Below are 19,187 nucleotides of genomic sequence, written 5' to 3'. Positions count from 1 at the left end.
CTACTCTTTCAGTCCCGAGTGGGCCATCGTCTGCAGCACCATCCGCTGTGTAATGACAAATACGATAATGGTCGGAATGATCATCAGGAAGCTCGCTGCCGCCAATGTGCCAACCCGTGCAATGACCCCTGCGCCGCCGCTGATTGTCTGAATCGCAAGCGGCAGTGATTTCATATCCTCGTGCGTGGTATACACCATCGCGGGATAGGGATCGTTCCACGCCTGAATGAAGCTGAACAAGGCGAAAGTCGAGATTGCCGGCTTCAACATGGGCATGATCACCGTGAAGAAAACTTTCCATTCCGAAGCCCCGTCCATACGGGCGGCTTCGAGCAGGGCATCCGGAATTTGCCTCAGAAACTGCGTCATCAGAAACATGCCGATCGGAGCGGCCAGATAAGGCAGGATCATTGCAAAATAGGTGTTCATGAGTCCGATCTTGCTGATAATCAAATACTGCGGAATTTGCAGAACCATCGGCGAGAACATTAAAGCCGTTACCACCATGCTGAAAATCCATTTCTTAAAGGGCATTTCGTGCTTGGCAAGCGGATAAGCCGCCATCGCGGAAATCAGAACCCCAAAGATCACGATGCCGAGTGTTACAACGACGCTGTTGAAAATATACCTCGAAAACGGAACAAAGGACGTTCCAGTAATAAGCAGCAAATCGCGAAAGTTAATGAGCGTCGGATTGACCACAAAAAAACGGGGCGGGAATAGAAACAGCTCGCTTACCGGCTTTATTGCGGTCGAAGCCATGTAGACCAAAGGAGCAAGCATGACAAGTCCCAATACCGTCAAAAACGTGTACAGGGATACGTCTCCCCAATCTACCCTTCTTCCTTTTACCATGCCAGCCATCCGTTAATCCCTCCCGAGCCATTTGAAAATAAGACGGTTCAATCCGAGCATAAGGCAAAACAGTACGACGGCGATCGCGGAAGCATAGCCCATTTCGAACCGGATAAAGGCGTAATCGAAAAGATGGGCGAGAATCGTATGACCGGCGTACAGCGGACTTGGCAAGCCGACCAGCTGCACGCTGACGTCAAACACCTGCAGCGAGAAGACGACCTGCATAACCGCGCCGAACAGCAGCTGCGGCTTTACGGAAGGGATGGTGATGAATATCAGCTGCTGCCAGCGGTATTTGATCCCGTCTATCGAACCGGCTTCGTACAGGTCTTTGGGCACATTCTGCAGTCCGGCAAGGAAGGCGAGAAAACCGACGCCCATGCTCATCCAGAGCGATACAATAATGATGACCGGCACGATCGAATGAATGTTTTGCAAAAACAAGTACGGTTCATCCAGAATGCCGAGCTTCATCAAATAATGATTGAGCAGCCCTTTGCGGTCCCCCGCGAACAGATACAACCACACGACTGACATCGCTACGGCACTTGTTATCGAAGGCGTATAGAAGCAAAGCGTATAGAAAAACCGGTATTTAACCGGAATCTGGCTGATCAGCCATGCGAGCAGAAAAGCAAGCACATAGCCGAGGGGACCGGTGATAAACGCGAATTTCAGCGTAATGCCGATCGCCTTAAGAAAGATGTCGTCGTCGACGAACAATAATTTGTAGTTCGACAAACCGATAAACCGCGGCGCCTCAAGAATGTTGTAGTAGGTGAAGCTAAGCGCGACCGAAGTGAGTATCGGTATAATCGTAAACAACGTGAACAAGATGAGGAACGGGGCAAGGAAGTAGTAGGAAACCCTGTTCCGTTTGATGTCGATCCACAGCTTGGCCATTTTCCCCACTTCGAGAGCACGTGCCGGCTGCTGCTTCACAACAACTGCGCTGCTATGGTCACTCATCGCTTGCCACCTCCTTTTTACCCTCTTGATTGTTTGCCGTCGTTTTTTCATCCAATCCGAATTCTTCCCGCTTCTTGCGAAGCTCCTTGTCGATTTCCTTGACACCGCTCTCGACAGCTTCACGCGGAATTTTTCCGTTCAGGACGATTTCGTTCCACATATTGGCGATATATCGCGTCGTATAATAGCCCCCGAGCACGACCTCACGCTCTTGGAACCACTCCCATTGCTTCATAATCGCATCAAGATCGGATTTATTCCAAGGCAATCGTTTGAGCGCTTCGATGTTTGCGGTGTTCCAACGCGCTTCCACGCCCAGAAGCGACTCCAGCTCGGAACCGAACCTTTCCTGAGAATCGGCGCTGGTCCACCATTTCAGAAACTTCCACGCTTGATCCTGCTTCTTGGAGCTCTTGAAAATAATCCCCGTTTGAGCAAGCCCGCCTGTGGAACGGTTGATTTGCCCGTCGGACTGCTTGATACCCGGCATTGGCTGCATTCCCCACCATCCGGTTAATTCGGGAGCTGCGGTTGACAGCAAAATATAGGTCGAATAATCCGCCACGCCGATCGGCATCTCTCCCGAGCGGAACCGGTTGTAGAAATCGGCTTGCTTCTGGATTTTATAGTTTGTAAATAATCCGGTCCACATTTTCATCGCTTCCATCGATTCAGGCGAATCCAGGTCGGACAGCTTCCCATTTCCCTTGTAAAAGCTGCCGCCTTGCTGGAACAGGAAGGGAGCGAATTCATTGATCGCCATATTCGGATTATTGGGCGCGTGCGGGTAATAGAAATCCATTCCGTTCTGCTGCAGCAGCGGAATCAAATCCATAACATCCTGCCACGTCTGAGGAATTTTATCCTCCGTGATCCCAAGCTGTTCCATAATATCTTTCCGGTAGAAAAGCATGTAGAAGTTCTGATTCTCCGGCAGAGCATAATCGCCGCCGTTATACTTGTACGGGATAAGTGCTCCCGGCCTGAACCGATCGGCAACCTCTTGGTAATCAGGGAAATTCTTCAAGTTTACAAGCGCGTTCCGTACCGCGAAATCGATCGGCACTTCGCCTTCCACACCAAGTGCGGCATCCGGAGCCAGTCCCGCCGTATTGGCAAGCAGCAATGTCTGCATTTGTCCCGCAGGAACGACATTCACATTAACTTTAATTCCCGTTTCAGGAGTAAAATCTTCATCGATCATCTGTTTGATGATGTCAACCCAGTCTCTTCCACGGGCAACCCAAACATCGAGAACCTCTTCATCGGCATAGACGTTCCCGACACCGCTGTAGTTCTTCGTGAAGGAATGCGCCAGATCATAGAGACTTGTCCCCGCCCTCACATACCAAGGCGCATGAGCAGGGGGCCACGATTGCTCAGAGGACTGGATGATCAAATAATCAAGCACTAAACTCTGCTTGCTTAAACCGTTGACCCATATACCTAGAGCCGATTGAAGATCGGTCAACGACGTCATTCTGGCGGGAATAGTCGTCGTGTCCGCTGCCATGCTTAATATTTTGTCGCGCCCTTCATACAGCGAGCTCACTTCGGAGCTGCCTTTGGGAACTCCTAGGTCATACAGCTTATGGATCGCACCGTCCAAATCCTGCGCCAGAACATGGAGTCTCGGAACCAGATTCGTAATGTTCTTCTCCAGCTTCCAATCCGCGTTCGGATCCGGGTTCGTCCCGGTAATTTGCAGAATTTCACGGCTGAGCAGCGATATCTTATGCGCAGCATCCGTTATCGATTCCAGAATCGGTCCGAGCGACCCGATCTGTACTTCCATGCGCAGGGTATGTTTGCCTTTTTCCAAATAAAATAAGTAAGGCTTATCGTCGCCCAGTTTTTTAATTTGCCATTCCGGCTTGTAAGGAAACAGCACTTCGTTCATTTCTTTAAACGGGATTTTTCCATCAATCATCACCGTCCGCTGAACTGGAATGCCGTTCAGGAACCACTGTCCGAAACGCATGCCGATCCGGTATAGGCCGCTTTCCGGAACCTCGAACTCCCACTGGGCCCACTGACCCCCGTTGCGCCAGCCTGGACCGCCGAAAGCGTTAAGGGCCGAGGCGTCTTTATTGAATGGCTCGGTGATCGGCTCGCGGTCTTCAACCCGCTTAAGCGTCGGGTCCGAGCGCAGAGCCGCCGTTTCCGCCTGAATTTTGATCACTTTGTCAGCGGCTTCCGTGTAGCCCTTCTCTTTGTACTCCTTTTCAACTTCCGCATAGGAAGGCAGATGAACTGGAGAAAATACGGACAGCTCGCCTATAGCTGCCGGTTCGCGAATCACATTAATCCGCACAGTATGCTTCCCTTTCGTCATGAAGAAACGAAACGGTTCGCCGACCTTTCCTTCCGAATCCCGAAAATCTCTATATTGCCATCCGTTAACTTCCTTCCTGCTCGGATTGAATTCGTTACCCTGGTTGTCAAACCAGGTTTTGCCGGACTCGCGCCACATCCGCCCGAATTCGATCTTTTTAGCCTGAAAGAATGGATATTCGCCGTCAATTTGCACACTTCTCACGATGGAAGACCTTTTGCCCGGCAACGTATAATAGCTCATTCCCATCTGGTAGTATCCGTCCTGCGGAACTTCGATGGTATAGTCTGCCCAGCTGTCTTCGTCAATTAATGCCAAAGTTGAACCTGCTTGGCCTTCAAGACCTGATTCGATGCGCGTTCCCGTCTTGCTGACTGCGGAATAATCAGTGGAGCGGACCGAAAGCTTAAATCCCTCGGTATCTTTGACACCCTCATCGTTATGCGCTTTATAATAATCGAAGTAAGAAGGCTCGAGCTTGCTTTGGATGTCATCGTCAGCCAGAATCGATTTCATGTCTACATCCTTGTACTTGGGAATACTGGCCATAACCGTATCGTCGAAGCCCCTGGATTGGTTCCACAACGTCAGCGATATCGTTAAAACAAGTACAACGATGATGCTTACCGTGTACTTGCGCATGAATCTTAGCACGAGGAAGTACCCCCTATCTTAATTACCGGCTTTGAATAATCATTCGCCCCCTTGGAAGGGGGCGAATTGAAATGACGGATATTTATTTAGCCATCTCTTTTCTCAATTTTTCGATATCAGGCTTCAGCTTGTTCTCGATATTTTCCTGGATTTCCTGGAGGATTGCTTTGGAGTCAAGGTTTTTCTTGATTGCTTTCTGCACGCCTTCCAGCCAGATCGGCCAAGCTTTGCCGTCAAGCGGATTCAATGTTCTGCTCGGAATATTGGCTTCAAGTTCCTGATACAGCTTGTAGTCTTCTTGCCCGCCAAGGTATTCATTCTTGTGGCCGATATACCAATCGAGGTTCTGGATATTCTTCCAACCCGGCTGGATCGAATATTTCGTCCAAATTTTCCAGGCATCTTCCGATCTCGTAGCCCATTCCATGAATGCCCAAGCTGCTTGTTTGTTTTTGCTTTGCGACGGCATTACGAAGCTGGATCCGCCCATACCTACTGCAAGTCCGAACGGCATTTTCGCCGCTCTCCATTTGCCTTTCAAGTCAGGGAACGTTTTTTCGAGCTCGCGCGCTCCCCACGAACCGATGACCGTTCCTGTCAGCTCGCCTTTCTTAACCATTTGTTTCCCTTTATCGCTGCCCCAGCCTTCATAAGGAGCCCACTTGAGCTGCTCCCCGCGTTTGGTGACATCGAGCAGCTGAGCAAGATTTTCATTATTGCGTAGCCAGCTCAAATCATTGCCGAAATAGCCGATAGCGTCGCCGCCCCAGTGTACAGGTCCGTCTCCCCACTCCATGAAGTATTTACCGTCCGCTTTTAGCGTCTGAGCTACGGTCAGCACGTTCTCGGGGTCTTGCAAATATTCGCCCAATTCTTCCGGATCGCTTGGAAGTCCAAGCTGCTCATAAATATCGGCGCGGTAGTAAAGCACACCAGGCGTTACGTCCCACGGCATACCGAGCAGTTTGGTTCCGTCAACGGATTTCCAGCGGTTCCAGTTATATTCCGATACATCATTTTGAAATCTTCCCGCATCGTATGGCTGCTGAAGCAGATCCTCCAGGACTCCGCCGGTTACATATCTCGGGAACTGACCCTGTTCGATGATGGCAAGATCCGGAGCGCCTGTGCCGGCTGCCAGTGTCGTTGCGAGCTTATCATGCACCGCCCAGCCCATATCAACCACTTTTACTTTAATATTTGGAAATTGTTTATTGAACTCATCGCCGACTTCTTTAAGCTGCGATACGAACGTCCATATGGTAACTTCACCGGTAGCATTGCTGGCTGCAAATTCAACTTTTGCGTCCTCAACCGGAGCGTTTGCCGGGGAATTTCCTTCGGTTTTATTTTCGGTCGTTTCTGCCGCATTCGCCGGTTTATCAGCCTCAGGCGTATTCGCAGTTTTGCTGCCGCTTCCGCTTGCACAGCCGGAAATAACCAAAACTAATGCGAGAAGAAGCGTAATTGTAATGCTTAACGGTTTTTTCATGTTAACCCTCCTATATTGTCTGTTCATTTCGCAAGTCTTGAGAATGCTGCTGATTAAATCTTCATAGCCCACCTCCTTTACCTCATTCACTACATGGGTTATCATGTAATGAATACGCTTCCACAAACGATTTAAAAATTGTCTCGATTCACTGCGCGATCAACAGATAAAACGTAAGTACCATTTATATTAATTAATTTATTTATGTGTTAATAATAATGACAACGCTTCAATTCGTCAATAACCAGTTTTATACTCAATCTATTTTTTTTATATCGATCCGTACTGCTTCTCCTTCTTTCCTTGTTTTGGTAAAGAAGAAATAGCTCCTAAGCCCCAAATTATAGGGATATTCAAATAGCTGTCGACTGATGTCGCTTTCTTGAAATCGGTTTCATTAACAAGGTGCCCCCGATAATCCGCCGCGTGGATCCCGTGATCCTCACCTTCATGTAAGCCCTTTCAAATTGTTAGTTACGGTAATAGTTAAAGTTTAACTTATATATGAATCATTAACACTTACGCTACCCTTTAAGTGCCTAATTGTCAATAAAAACATGAATCACTATTCCTTTCTTGACACTATGGTTCTTGTGGTGTTCTATTAAATCATGTATATTACTGTTATAAACGTTTTTATTAATAACATTATTGTTAATAAATTTATACGGAGGAATCTGTTTGAAAATCGATTTGAGCATAGACAACCTGGCCGTATTCGAAGCGCTGTCCAGCAACGTTCGAATACAGATCATCCATCTGCTTTCACAGAAATCCATGAATATCCGGGAGCTGGCCGAAGCATTGAATCTAAGCAGCGCTATCATGACCATGCACGTTAAGAAGCTTGAGAAGGCCGACATTATCCGATCAGAGATGACGCCGGGCAAAGGCGGGGCCGCGCAAAAGGTGTGCTCGCTTAATATCGATCATCTGGAGATCGCATTTCCGATAAAGGATCATGTTCAACGCGAGCTCAGGAGAACCGATGTATCGATCGGCCACTTTACGGATCTGCTCATCAAACCAACATGCGGAATTTGCACCCGCGAGAAAATTATCGGCATTTTTGACGACCCCCGGTACTTTCTCTCTCCGGAGAGGCTGGATGCAAAAATCCTTTGGTTCGGCGAAGGCTTTGTCGAGTACAAACTCCCCAACTTTATAATGACGAGCGAAATACCGGAAGAGCTCGAGATTTCAATGGAAATCTCATCGGAAGCCCCGAATACGAACAACAACTGGCCATCCGACATAACCTTCTTCTTTAACGACATCAATATCGGCATGTGGACAAGCCCAGGCGATTTCGGGGGGAAAGGCAGGCTGAACCCTGCATGGTGGCTGGACGACGTGAACCAGTATGGTCTATTGAAACGGTTGATTATCAGAAAAGACGGCACGTTTATGGATGGTTTGAAAATCTCCGAGGTAACGCTCGATCAGATTGATATTCGTAACAGCCAGTGGACCTTCCGGATCTCGGTACTTGACGATGCCGAGCATGTTGGCGGAGTCACCTTATTCGGCTCCGGCTTCGGCAACTACAATCAGGATCTCGTATTCAAGCTGTATTACACGAAGGCGGAAAAATAAGCCGTCTTAACTGAATAGGGCGTTCCGCATGCAGACGATATGCAAGCGGAACGCCCTTCTTGTTCGATATTAATTCAATTATCCCGCAATTACCTCAAGCACGGTAACGGACATCGGTGAAAGCTGCGCGCGGATGCTTGAGCCTTCTAGTGAAAACGCTTTGAACTCAGACGGGCTGACGGCGTCAGGCCGTTCAAAAGTATTATGGGCATTCGTCGCTTGAGAAGACAGCTCCGTCCCTGTAACTGTCGTTTTCTGTCCGGCCAGTCCGCGCAGATCGATTTGAACGTCCGCTCCGGACTCATGGCTCAAATTACACAGGCTGATATGAATCCTGCCTTCGCTATCCTTGGATGCGGACACAGAAACCTGTGGAATCCGGTTCCCGTCGTGCTCATAATCGGCGACGACCCAATCCGTACTGAGAAGTTCAGCATCCTGATGCACCTTATACATGTCGAACACATGATAAGTTGGCGTAAGAATCATTTTCTCCCCTTCGGTCAGGATGACGGACTGCAGCACATTAATGACTTGCGCAATGTTCGCCATTTGAACACGGTCGCAATGCTGATGGAAAATATTAAGCGTAATTCCCGCTACCAGAGCATCGCGGATCGTGTTCTGCTGATACAAAAACCCGGGATTGGTGCCCGGCTCCGCATCGAACCACGTTCCCCATTCATCCACGATAAGACCAACCCTTTTGTTCGGATCGTACTTGTCCATAATCGTCGAATGCTTCGAAATCAGTTCATCCATCCATAGAGCCTTCTTCAATGTCCCAAACCATTCGTTGTCGGTAAAATCGGTAGAAGAGCCTTTATTCGACCAGTCGCCGGGAATGGTATAATAATGCAGGCTGATGGAATCCATAAACCTGTGCGCTTCACGCATTACCGTTTCCATCCACCCGTAATCGTCGACGTTCGGTCCGCATGCGATCTTATGAATCCGGTTATCACCGTAATTGCGTACGTAAGTCTGAAAGCGCCGGTACAGATCCGCATAATACTCCGGACGCATGTTGCCTCCGCAGCCCCAGTTTTCATTGCCGACGCCAAAATATTTAACGCTCCACGGCTTTTCGCGACCGTTCTTTTGCCGCCATTCGGCCATTGGGGAAACGCCGTCAAATGTCATATATTCGACCCATTCCGACATCTCCTGCACAGTACCGCTGCCGACATTACCGGAAATGTAAGGCTCACACTCAAGCATTTCGCAGAGCATCAGAAACTCATGCGTACCGAAATGATTATTTTCAACGACGCCGCCCCAATGCGTGTTGATCATCCGCTTTCGTTCTTCCCTCGGTCCGACTCCGTCCTTCCAATGATATTCATCGGCGAAGCAGCCGCCCGGCCATCTGAGAACCGGAATTTTAATTTTTTTAAGCGCGTCCACCACATCGTTGCGGATGCCGTTCGTGTTCGGGATAGGTGAATCTTCTCCGACCCAAATTCCTTCATAAATGCAGCGGCCCAAATGTTCGGAGAAATGACCGTAAATGTTGCGGTTGATCTTCCCTTTTGCGATATCCGCATTAATCGTAACACGATTTGCCATTCTTAAAGCCCTCGCTCTCCTGATTAGAAATTAATAGATTCATTCAATACATAATACTAATATTAAATAATAGGCGCTCCAATTCAACCCGTCAATACTTTATGGAAAATAGAATCCAACATAAAAGAAGCACCGACTCTAAAGGCCGGTGCTTCTTATGTAATTCTCAATCTATAGGAAAATGGCAGGCCACCTGCCTGTCCTCTCCCGCCTCCTGCAGAATGGGTTCCTCCCGCCGGCAGCGTTCTTGAGCGGCCGGACACCGGGGGTGGAAACGGCAGCCTGAAGGCGGGTTGGCAGGGGACGGAACATCCCCCTGCAGGATGATCCTCTCCCGTTTATGGTGAGGCGTCGGCCTGGGAATTGCCGACAGCAGCGCTGCCGTATAATGATGCAGGGGCCGGGCAAACAATTCTTCGGTGCGCGCGACCTCCACCAGCTTGCCCAGATACATGACGCCGACGCGGTCGGAAATATGCCGCACCACATTTAAGCCGTGTGCAATGAAGAGGTAAGTTAAACCGAGCTCCTTCTGCAGCTTCACAAGAAGATTCAAAACCTGCGATTGGACGGATACATCAAGTGCCGATACCGCCTCATCGGCCACGATAAACTTGGGGTTCAATGCGATTGCACGGGCGATGCCTATGCGTTGACGCTGCCCTCCGGAGAACTCATGAGGGTAACGGTTGCGCCTGGTGGCGTCCAAGCCTACAAGCTCCATCAGTTCAACGACCCGATTATCCAGTTCCTTCGCAGATATGTGCCGGTGGATACGAAGCGGTTCCCCGATGATATCCCGAACAAGAAAGCGCGGATTCAAGGAACCGAAGGGATCCTGAAAGATAATCTGCATCTCCTGCCGCAAGCCGCGGAGCTCCTGTGCCTTTAACTCCTGTATGTTCCGTCCCTCAAAAAAGATATTCCCTCCGGTTGCATTATGCAGCCGGAGCATCACTCTTCCAAGCGTTGACTTCCCGCAGCCGGATTCCCCGACCAAGCCGAACGTTTCCCCTTTGGTGATACTGAAGGAAACATCGTCTACCGCCTTCACATGGCCTACGACGCGATTAAGCAGCCCTGTTCTAATAGGAAAATACTTCTTCACATGATGAATTTCGACAAGCTGCTCTCCGGTCATTTACGCTTCACCCCTGTTCCGCTAACGTATGCCATGCTTCCTCTTTCCCGTTTACCCACCGGAGCGGCCTCCTCGTACAGCCAGCAAGCTCCCTGATGATCAGGTCTAAGTTCGACTAAGGCGGGTTCCTCATGCACGCACCTCTCGAAGGCATTCGGACATCGGGGATGGAATCTGCATCCCGACGGCAAATGCTTGATGCTTGGAATATTTCCTTGAATCGTGTACAATTCTCCCCCGCGTTCCCCTTCCAAGCCGGGAATGGACTGCAGAAGCCCCCTCGTATAAGGGTGCATCGGCTGATCAAATATCTCCTCGACCGTTCCCTCCTCGACAATGGTTCCTGCATACATGATCGCAATTCGGTCTGCCATCCCCGCGGCAACCCCCATATCATGCGTGATAAGCAGAATGGACATGCCCAGCTCTCGCTTTAAACGCTGCAGAAGGTCCAATATTTGGGCCTGAACGGTAACATCAAGCGCAGTCGTCGGTTCGTCGGCAATGAGAAGCTCCGGACTGCATGCCAGCGCAATCGCGATGACCACGCGCTGACACATGCCCCCCGACATCTCATGGGGATACTGCCTGGCACGTATTTCCGGGGCAGGTATACCGACCAAGTGCAGCATCTCAATCGCTTTCATCCAGGCTTCTTCGTTGTTCACATTCTGATGCAGCCTCACGCTTTCCGCGATCTGCTCGCCAACCGTAAACACAGGGTTCAGGGCGGACATCGGATCTTGAAATATCATTGCTATTTTATTGCCGCGGATGCGTTTCATTTCTTCCTGGTTCTTAAGGGCCAGATCTTCCCCTTGAAACACGATGCTGCCGTCAAGAATCATTCCCCCGGCATAGTCGATCAGCCGCATAACCGAAAGAGACGTTACGCTCTTACCGCTTCCGGATTCGCCGACAAGGCACAGAGTCTGACCTTTCTCCAGGGAGACCGTTACCCGGTCGGTCGCTTTGACGATCCCATCCTCCGTGACGAAGCCGGCTGTTAAGTTCCGGATTTCGAGTAGTCTTTCCGCCATTGGTCCAGCCTCCTCCGGGAAATCGTTATCTTCTTACGCGGGTCCAAAGCATCCCGAATGCCGTCGCCTATAAAGTTTACGGCCAGAACTACAATCAGTATGCATGAACCGGGATAAAGCGCCTGGAGAGGATCGATCAGCATAAATTCCTGCGCATTGCTGAGCATAAGGCCCCAGCTCGTCTGCGGTGCTTGTATGCCTAATCCGAGATAAGAAAGCGCGGATTCGCTGAGGATCGCGCCGCCTACCATCAATGTGGCGTTAACAATGATCGGAAAGCTTGCATTGCGCAGAAGATGCCTGAATATGATCCCCCAGCTTGAGACCCCAATCGCTTTGGCGGCCTCCACATACTGCATTTCCCTAAGCTGCAGGAAAGTTCCGCGCACAAGTCGGGCAACGCTCATCCAGCCGGTGAAGGCAAGAATCAAGATCATATAGCTGAACTTGGAGCCAAAAATCGCCAGGATCAGAATGTTAAGAAACAGTAGCGGAACCGAGTTCATGACATCGACAAGTCGCATGAGAATGGTATCGACCCAGCCTCCAAAATACCCCGAGACCGCGCCGATCAACGTCCCGATCACGACCGCCACGATCGCCACAGTGAAGCCGATCAGGAGCGATACCTGACTGCTCGATAACAGCCGCGCGAAAATATCTCTTCCGAGCTCGTCCGTTCCCAGCAAATGATTTCCCGTCCCAGCCGGCAGGTTCGCGCTCATCAGATCAATCTTGGTCGGGTCGTACATAACTTTCCAAGAAAATACCGTTGCGCACCATGCAAATACAGCCGCTACTATAAATATAAGCAGGACGATAAGCCCGCCCATGGCATAAGGATTACGGCGGAACTTCTTCCATACCGTTCTCCATGGTCCTTCGGGACTCATAGCAAGAATGTCAGCAGGACTTTCGATTCGGGATTCTTGCAGCTTTAAATCACTCATGCCGATACCCCTCCTTTTCGCCCCAGCTGTACGCGCGGATCGACTAATGCATAAAGAATATCAGCTAACAGATTCCCGACGATGACCATAACCGCCGTAATCATGGTAATGGCCATAAGCACCGAATACTCACGGGCCACCGCCATTTCCACAAATAGCCGTCCCATTCCCGGCCAGTTAAAGACATTTTCCGTAAGCGCCGCTCCTGCTACCAGGATCGGCAGATCCAAGCCGAGAATCGTAATAATCGGAATAAGCGCATTCCGCAGAGCATGATGGAATATGACCTTATTCTCGCGGACCCCTTTGGCCCGGGCGGTGCGGATATAATCCTGTTCGAGCACCTCAAGCATACTTGAACGCGAATATTTCACATATGCGGCGAGAAATCCGAGCGTAAGCACGGTAACAGGAAGGATTAGATGATAAATCAGATCCCCGATATTCCCTTCTTTCCCCATTGTCCACATATCGGATAGTGGCAGAAGGTCCAGCTTCAACGCGAAAAGCTCCTGTAAAATAATGCCGAACCAAAAGACCGGCATAGCAAACCCGATGTATGAAATAAGAGATGCGGTCTGGTCGGATAAGCCGTATTCTCTAGTACTGTTGTAGATTCCCCAAGGTATGGCGATCATTAAGGAAAGGAACCAGGATACCCCCATGAGAACAATCGTATTGCCTACCGTAGGCCATAAGATTTCCCCTACCGGAATATGGTTCTTGAACGTGTAGCCCAAATCTCCTCTCAATAGATCGCCAAGCCAGTTGATATATTGAATCGGGACCGGCCGGTCAAGACCAAGATTGTGCGCCTGCACCTTAGCCGCTTCCGGCGATAAACCCGGAGACAGAAAAATTTGCGTAGGGCCGCCAGGCGCCGCATGGATAAGTGCAAACGTAAGGAGCGTAATAAGGAACAGCACCAATACGGATTGAAGAATACGGCGGATAAGATACTCGGTCATCGCTTGTCCTCCCTAACCATTTAAGGGAAAGGATCCGAAGATCCCTCCCCTTAAAATTGGTTTTTTTCTAGTAGTATCCGATTACTCTACCCACCAGTTAATAATATGGAAGAAGTATCCATAGGCCAGTGAAGGTTCGGGCCTGTCATCTTCCTTATAATGTATTTTAGTGCTAATGCCTTCCGGAAGTCCGTATTGGTATAAAAAAACATAAGGCAGATTAGTCGAAATTTCCTTGCCTATTTGTTTGTAAATTTCTTTCCGTTTAGTTTGATCTGTGGTCGAGTATCCTTCCACCCACAACTTATCCAAGGTTTCGTTCTTGTACCATCCCATGTTCTGCCCGTTAGGAGGGAAGTATTTGGAGGAGAATATGCTCTCCGCATCGGGATCCGGGTTAGAGAGCGACCAAGACAATAGAATGGCCTGGAATTTACCCGGATTCAGATTCTGGTCGACCCAAGACGAGAAATCGATTCCTTTGGGCGTCACTTCGATTCCGACATCCTTCAAGTTGGACTGAATGACCGAAGCCACCTGTTCGCGGCGGCTGTTGCCCGAATTATACTGCAGCTCGAAGGAGAAGCGGTGTCCGTCCTTCTCCAATATACCGTCGGAACCGGCTTTCCATCCGTCTTCCGCCAGAAGCTGCTTTGCTTTTTCCGCATCGTAATTATAGTTAACCGCCGCATCTCCTGGGTCCGCCCAGCTTCCAGGCAGGAACGGCGCGTTCATCAACTTGCCGGTTCCTTTAAGAATGTTGTCGACCATGCCTTGGCGGTTAAGCGCATATGCGATCGCTTGCCTCGTCTTCTCCCCGGTGAATGGGGTTGCCTTATCCTTGAAGTTCTTCGGATCGAAGTTGAAGGCCATATACTCGTACTGCGGTCCCGGCTCCAAAATAACGTTTAAGCCGTCCTTCTTCTTCACCGCGTCCACCTGGGTGACCGGAATCGCTTGCGTGAGGTCGACGTCTCCTTTCATAAGCGCCTGAACCTCGGTATTCTGGTCGGCATAGATTTTATAAACTACTTTCTGAATATGCGGCTTTTGTCCCCAATAACTCGGATCCGCATCGAAGGTCAGATACTGCTTCTGCTTCCACTCGGTCCATTTCCACGGGCCGTTTGTAACGGTTTTCGCAGGATCCTTGCCGTAGGCATCGTTTTGCAGGTCTTTAGGTTTGACATCTTTAAGAATGTGATAAGGGACAAGCGGAGAGAAGAGTGAATATTGAAAAGGCGCATACACCTGCTTCAGCTTGAACTGAACGGTATGATCGTCAATTTTCTCGATTTTTTCCACCTTGTCAAATGAGCTGATTCCAGGGGAACCGACATCCTTATTGCGTATCGAATCATACGTAAAGACCACGTCGTCGGCCGTAACGGGCTGCCCGTCACTCCATTTTGGCGTTGTTTTCAATTTAACGGTATACGTTTTGCTGTCCTCGGAAATTTGCGGCATCTCGGCCGCTAGCGACCAAGGCTCGACAGTTACATTGCCTTGCCGGTCAAGGTCATACAGGTTTGCAAACAGGAAATTCGCAGCGTCGCCTGAAGCGGTATCCTGGAGAAACAGCGGATTTACCGTTACGATATCGGAGAAGCTGCTAAATGTAAGAGTTCCACCGTCCTTCGGTTGATCCGATGCTGTCTCGGTTGGCGTCGTGCCTGTTTCAGGCTTGGTCGTTGTAGTTCCCGGCTCTGTGGTTTCGGTCGTTTTACCGGAATTCGTACACCCAACCAGTAAGACCCCGATAAGCAGCACGATGAGCATTGGTGATATCCATTTTTTAGTATTTCCCATTTTGCACTCCTCCTCTTTATATGTAATGAATATGTAAATAAGATCAAACCCAATTGTACCACTTTTTGCCGGATTAAAAAAATATAATTATCTGAATTTTATAAAATCTTTAAAATATCTCTGTCAAAGTCTTGAAAGATTTCATAGTAAAAAAAGCGCTGACCACCTCAAAGGGTCCGCGCCCTCATAATATGTAACGGTCTATAATATCGGAGAAAGTAGTCTGGTGCACGATTCTTTGAAACGCTGCAGCATGGATCTCGCCTTATAGGCCTCATATGTCAACTCGGTGCAGTGCTGCATATCTTCTTCGAAAATACGTTTAAGCCGAGCTGCCGTGGCCGTATCATAAAGCACCGCATTTACCTCAAAATTGAGCTTGAAGCTCCTTATGTCCACATTTGCCGTCCCTACCGAAGCGACCTTACCATCTACGACGATGGTCTTCGCATGCAGAAAGCCCTTTTCATAAAGGTAGCATTTCATTCCCTCTTCCATTAAATCGCCCAAGTAGGAAAAGGAAGCCAAGTACACCATTTTGTGATCCGGCTTGCTCGGGATCATCATTCGCACCTCGACGCCGGACAGCACCGCCATCTTCAAAGCACCCAACAAACTTTCGTCCGGGATGAAATAGGGGGTCTGGATGCAGATCGATTCTTTAGCCGAGTTCACCATCTTTATAAAGGCGTTCTTGATTTGCTCCAGCTCGTGATTAGGACCGCTGGATACGATCTGGATACCGACATTGCCGGTGCCCTCGATAGTCGGAAAAAAGCTCCGTTCGTTTGCCCCGTCAATCTGATTCGATGATGCCAAATTCCAGTCCAGTAAAAACTGTGCCTGCATTTGCTGAACGGCGCTTCCGGTTATTCGCAAATGAGAATCACGCCAGTACCCGAAACGCCGGTTCAGCCCCAAATATTCGTCCCCTACGTTGAAGCCGCCTATATACCCGATTTTCCCGTCTATAATGGCCAGCTTCCGGTGGTTGCGGTAATTGACCCGATAGTTCAGATAAGGAATTCTCGATGGGAAGAAAGCTGCGACATAGCCGCCCGCTTCCTTAATGGAATCACAAAAACGCTTCGGCAGCTTGTGACTTCCAATATCGTCATACAGGAACCGGACCTGGACCCCCTCCCCGGCTTTCCGGGCGAGCGTCTCGACCAGTTTTTTCCCCAGATTGTCGTTTTCCACGATATAATACATCAGATGAATCGAATCCGTCGCCTGTTCGATGTCTTTAAACAGAGAATCGAATTTGTCGTTTCCATTCGTAAAGATATCGACGGTATTATCCTGAGAATAAAGCGCAAAGCCGCTCGTTAAGTTCATATAAATCATATCCCGGTAATCCGCAATCGCCGCATCGTTGAACGATATATGATTTTGCCGGAAATCCCTGCGCTGGTTTTCAATAAGAGCCGCTATCATTTCCCTGTTGCGTCTTTTTATCTTATACAATTTTTGTTTGCTTAAATTTTGCCCGAATATCAGATAAAGCACAAAACCGACCACCGGCAGAAACAGCAGCACCATAAGCCATGCCCAAGTTACGCCGACGTTGCGTCTCTCGAGAAATATGACCGTGATGGCCAGTACGATGTTTAGAATAGTTACCGTTGTATTCAAATGGAGAAGTATGGTCATATGCCTATGTTCACCTCAGGTCTTCATCGGTACATAAAGATGTATTATTTACCAAAATACCGAATTCCACTCCAGTCAACAATGTTTCTGCCGCAAAAACGACAAAAGGCAAGCCTTCTGTGCGCCTGCCCTTTATCGTTATTAACCCCGAGCCGAGTGTTCATTTCTAAATCCAAGAATTCTTCTCAGCCTATTTGAGCCTGGCAGCTTTGTATGCCTCGACGTATTTGGCCGAGCGTGCCGCGATCAGGTCGAAATTACCCGTCTTCACGGCTTCAGTTGTAAGGTCCGAGCCGATGCCTACTGCAACCGCACCCGCCTTAATCCATTCACCGAGGTTTTCCAGCGTGACGCCGCCGGTAGGCATGATATTTGCCTGCGGAACGGGTCCTTTAATCGCCTTGATCATGGATGGGGAATACAGGTTGCCAGGGAACAGCTTGACGATGTCGACACCAAGCTCCAGCGCCTCCTGGATTTCTTTAACCGTCATTACGCCCGGCATAACAGGAATGCTGTACCTGTTGCACAATGTAACGGTTGCCGGATTAAGCGACGGTCCGACGACAAATTCTGCTCCGCTAAGTATCGCGGCCCGGGCCGTCTCCGGATCGAGCGCCGTGCCAACGCCGATGATCGCAAATTTCGAAGGGTCCTCCGTATCGCTGGAATACGAAGCGGCCAGCCTCTCGATCGCCCGTAGTGCAAAAGGGACTGTCATCGTCACTTCGATAACCTTGATTCCGCCCTCGATACACTGCTTGGCCATCTCAACTACTTCTTCAGGTGATTCGCCTCTAAGCACGGCAACCACACCTTCCGTAGAAATGCGCTGCAGCAGTTTTATCTTCTTCATATTTCCCGCTCCTTTTTCTTTCAACTCTATTAATGATGAATGAATCTCTGTTCTATATCATAGCCGATGAGCGAGTACCGGGCAATCCGCAAACAAAAAACCCCTGCCTTCAGTCGGCAAGGGCATTGGCCTGCTTCTAATATATGCGGTTCTTCCAACCATTCAGCTTTGCAATGGCTTCAACGTAATAATAATCGCCGTAGATGAGGGAGCCGTCGATAAAACTGTTCGCAGGCTTATTACCGGTTCCTCCGACTAGAATCGCCTCGTGCTCAGGCTTATCCCATGTACCATAGTTCTCTGTAAGCGACAGAAGGATGCGTTCTGCGGCTCCGGCATATAAGCGGGCTTCACCTGACGGCACAGCGGCGGCGATCTCGATCAAGCCGGAAGCGGCGATGGCTGCAGCCGAGCTGTCTCTTGGTTCCCCGTCCAATGACTCGACACGGAAATCCCAATAAGGCACACTGTCCTCCGGAAGAGATGCGAGGAAGAAATGGGCGATGCGCTTGGAAACACTCAAGTACCGGATGTCGCCCGTGTTTCGATAAGCATTGGCAAATCCGTGGAGCGCCCATGCGGTTCCCCGGCTCCAAGCAGAGGTGGCAGAGTAGCCCTGACCGCCGAACGCTTCAATAAATTCGCCGGTTTCCGGATCGAACGAGATAATATGATTGACGGACCCGTCTTCACGGATTGCATATTTCAATGTGGTATCCGCATGGCGGACCGCAATATGTTTGTACCTTGGATCCCCGGTTACCCGGCTTGCCCAGAACAGCAGCGAAATGTTCAGCATGCAGTCGATAATCGCCCAACCGTGTTTATCTTCGTTCCATGCACGGATAAAGCTGCCGACCGGATTGAAACGCGCAGCCAGAAAATTAGCCGCTTCGAGACCTCTGCGCAGCCCGTCCTCATCTCCGGTTACCATATGTTTAATTACGGCAGTGGAAAGAAACTGGAAGCCGACATCATGATGCAGCTCGACGGTCGGTTTCACGAACCATTCCTCAAGCACTTCATCCCAATGCCAGGCAGCCTCTTTGTAATGCTCTTTGCCCGTCATGTCGTACATCACCCAAAGAATACCCGGCAAAAAACCGGTCGTCCACCAATCCGTGCCGATATTATCGTAAACGCCGTCCTTACCTGCAAAATGAGGGCATTTATCCCCAATTTGGCCGATCATTCGATCGACTTTCGATTCCAGGCGTTTCATCAGTTCGGTTTTATAAGCAGTATCCACGGTTAGTCCTCCATGTTTCCTTATTTTTGATTCGATTATACATGCATA

Annotated in this window: 14 protein-coding genes; 1 reads left to right on the top strand and 13 read right to left on the bottom strand. The window is 49.5% G+C overall.

What is annotated here, in order from left to right; translation table 11 throughout:
• The 4 genes from KZ483_RS10135 to KZ483_RS10120 all read right to left on the bottom strand — a co-directional run bounded on the left by KZ483_RS10135 (position 1) and on the right by KZ483_RS10120 (position 6,308).
• Positions 1 to 864 carry a carbohydrate ABC transporter permease gene (locus KZ483_RS10135; protein WP_220352535.1) on the bottom strand — a complete coding sequence of 288 codons (864 nt, stop codon included), beginning with the start codon at positions 862 to 864 and terminating at the stop codon, positions 1 to 3.
• A 3-nt stretch (positions 865 to 867) separates the two neighbouring features.
• Positions 868 to 1,827: a carbohydrate ABC transporter permease gene (locus KZ483_RS10130; RefSeq protein ID WP_220352534.1), complete on the bottom strand. Its 960-nt coding sequence runs from the start codon at positions 1,825 to 1,827 to the stop codon at positions 868 to 870.
• Entirely contained in the window at positions 1,820 to 4,816 is a 2,997-nt protein-coding gene (locus KZ483_RS10125; RefSeq protein WP_220352533.1) for an extracellular solute-binding protein, read from the bottom strand. Before KZ483_RS10125 ends, KZ483_RS10130 begins: the two co-directional genes overlap by 8 nt.
• A gap of 82 nt (positions 4,817 to 4,898) precedes the next feature.
• Positions 4,899 to 6,308 (bottom strand): ABC transporter substrate-binding protein, encoded by a 1,410-nt coding sequence (locus KZ483_RS10120; protein ID WP_220352532.1) that lies wholly within the window; start codon positions 6,306 to 6,308, stop codon positions 4,899 to 4,901.
• Positions 6,309 to 6,989: 681 nt separating this feature from the next.
• Here KZ483_RS10120 and KZ483_RS10115 point away from each other — a divergent pair.
• Positions 6,990 to 7,904, top strand: a complete 915-nt coding sequence (locus tag KZ483_RS10115; RefSeq protein ID WP_220352531.1) for an ArsR/SmtB family transcription factor — start codon at positions 6,990 to 6,992, stop codon at positions 7,902 to 7,904.
• Positions 7,905 to 7,982: 78 nt separating this feature from the next.
• Here the strand turns inward: KZ483_RS10115 and KZ483_RS10110 are convergent, their stop codons facing one another.
• The 9 genes from KZ483_RS10110 to KZ483_RS10070 all read right to left on the bottom strand — a co-directional run bounded on the left by KZ483_RS10110 (position 7,983) and on the right by KZ483_RS10070 (position 19,112).
• Complete coding sequence (locus tag KZ483_RS10110; protein WP_220352530.1) at positions 7,983 to 9,473, bottom strand: alpha-N-arabinofuranosidase; 1,491 nt, start codon at positions 9,471 to 9,473, stop codon at positions 7,983 to 7,985.
• A gap of 166 nt (positions 9,474 to 9,639) precedes the next feature.
• Complete coding sequence (locus KZ483_RS10105; RefSeq protein WP_220352529.1) at positions 9,640 to 10,614, bottom strand: ABC transporter ATP-binding protein; 975 nt, start codon at positions 10,612 to 10,614, stop codon at positions 9,640 to 9,642.
• The gene (locus tag KZ483_RS10100) at positions 10,611 to 11,654 is read right to left on the bottom strand and encodes an ABC transporter ATP-binding protein (RefSeq protein WP_220352528.1); all 1,044 of its coding nucleotides are present in this window, start codon (positions 11,652 to 11,654) and stop codon (positions 10,611 to 10,613) included. Before KZ483_RS10100 ends, KZ483_RS10105 begins: the two co-directional genes overlap by 4 nt.
• Entirely contained in the window at positions 11,621 to 12,604 is a 984-nt protein-coding gene (locus KZ483_RS10095) for an ABC transporter permease (RefSeq protein ID WP_220352527.1), read from the bottom strand. Before KZ483_RS10095 ends, KZ483_RS10100 begins: the two co-directional genes overlap by 34 nt.
• On the bottom strand, positions 12,601 to 13,572 hold the full coding sequence (locus KZ483_RS10090; protein WP_220352526.1) for an ABC transporter permease: 972 nt from the start codon (positions 13,570 to 13,572) through the stop codon (positions 12,601 to 12,603). Before KZ483_RS10090 ends, KZ483_RS10095 begins: the two co-directional genes overlap by 4 nt.
• Positions 13,573 to 13,653: 81 nt before the next feature.
• The gene (locus KZ483_RS10085; protein ID WP_220352525.1) at positions 13,654 to 15,381 is read right to left on the bottom strand and encodes a peptide-binding protein; all 1,728 of its coding nucleotides are present in this window, start codon (positions 15,379 to 15,381) and stop codon (positions 13,654 to 13,656) included.
• A gap of 201 nt (positions 15,382 to 15,582) precedes the next feature.
• Positions 15,583 to 17,034, bottom strand: a complete 1,452-nt coding sequence (gene cls / locus KZ483_RS10080) for a cardiolipin synthase (RefSeq protein ID WP_220352524.1) — start codon at positions 17,032 to 17,034, stop codon at positions 15,583 to 15,585.
• Between the two features lie 190 nt (positions 17,035 to 17,224).
• Positions 17,225 to 17,890, bottom strand: coding sequence for a bifunctional 2-keto-4-hydroxyglutarate aldolase/2-keto-3-deoxy-6-phosphogluconate aldolase (locus tag KZ483_RS10075; protein WP_220352523.1), 666 nt, complete (start codon positions 17,888 to 17,890; stop codon positions 17,225 to 17,227).
• Positions 17,891 to 18,026: 136 nt separating this feature from the next.
• On the bottom strand, positions 18,027 to 19,112 hold the full coding sequence (locus KZ483_RS10070; protein ID WP_220353367.1) for a glycoside hydrolase family 88 protein: 1,086 nt from the start codon (positions 19,110 to 19,112) through the stop codon (positions 18,027 to 18,029).
• Positions 19,113 to 19,187 lie beyond the last annotated feature (75 nt).

This window comes from Paenibacillus sp. sptzw28 (genome assembly GCF_019550795.1).
GTDB lineage: Bacteria > Bacillota > Bacilli > Paenibacillales > Paenibacillaceae > Paenibacillus_Z.
This window is presented reverse-complemented; position numbering and strand designations above follow the sequence as displayed.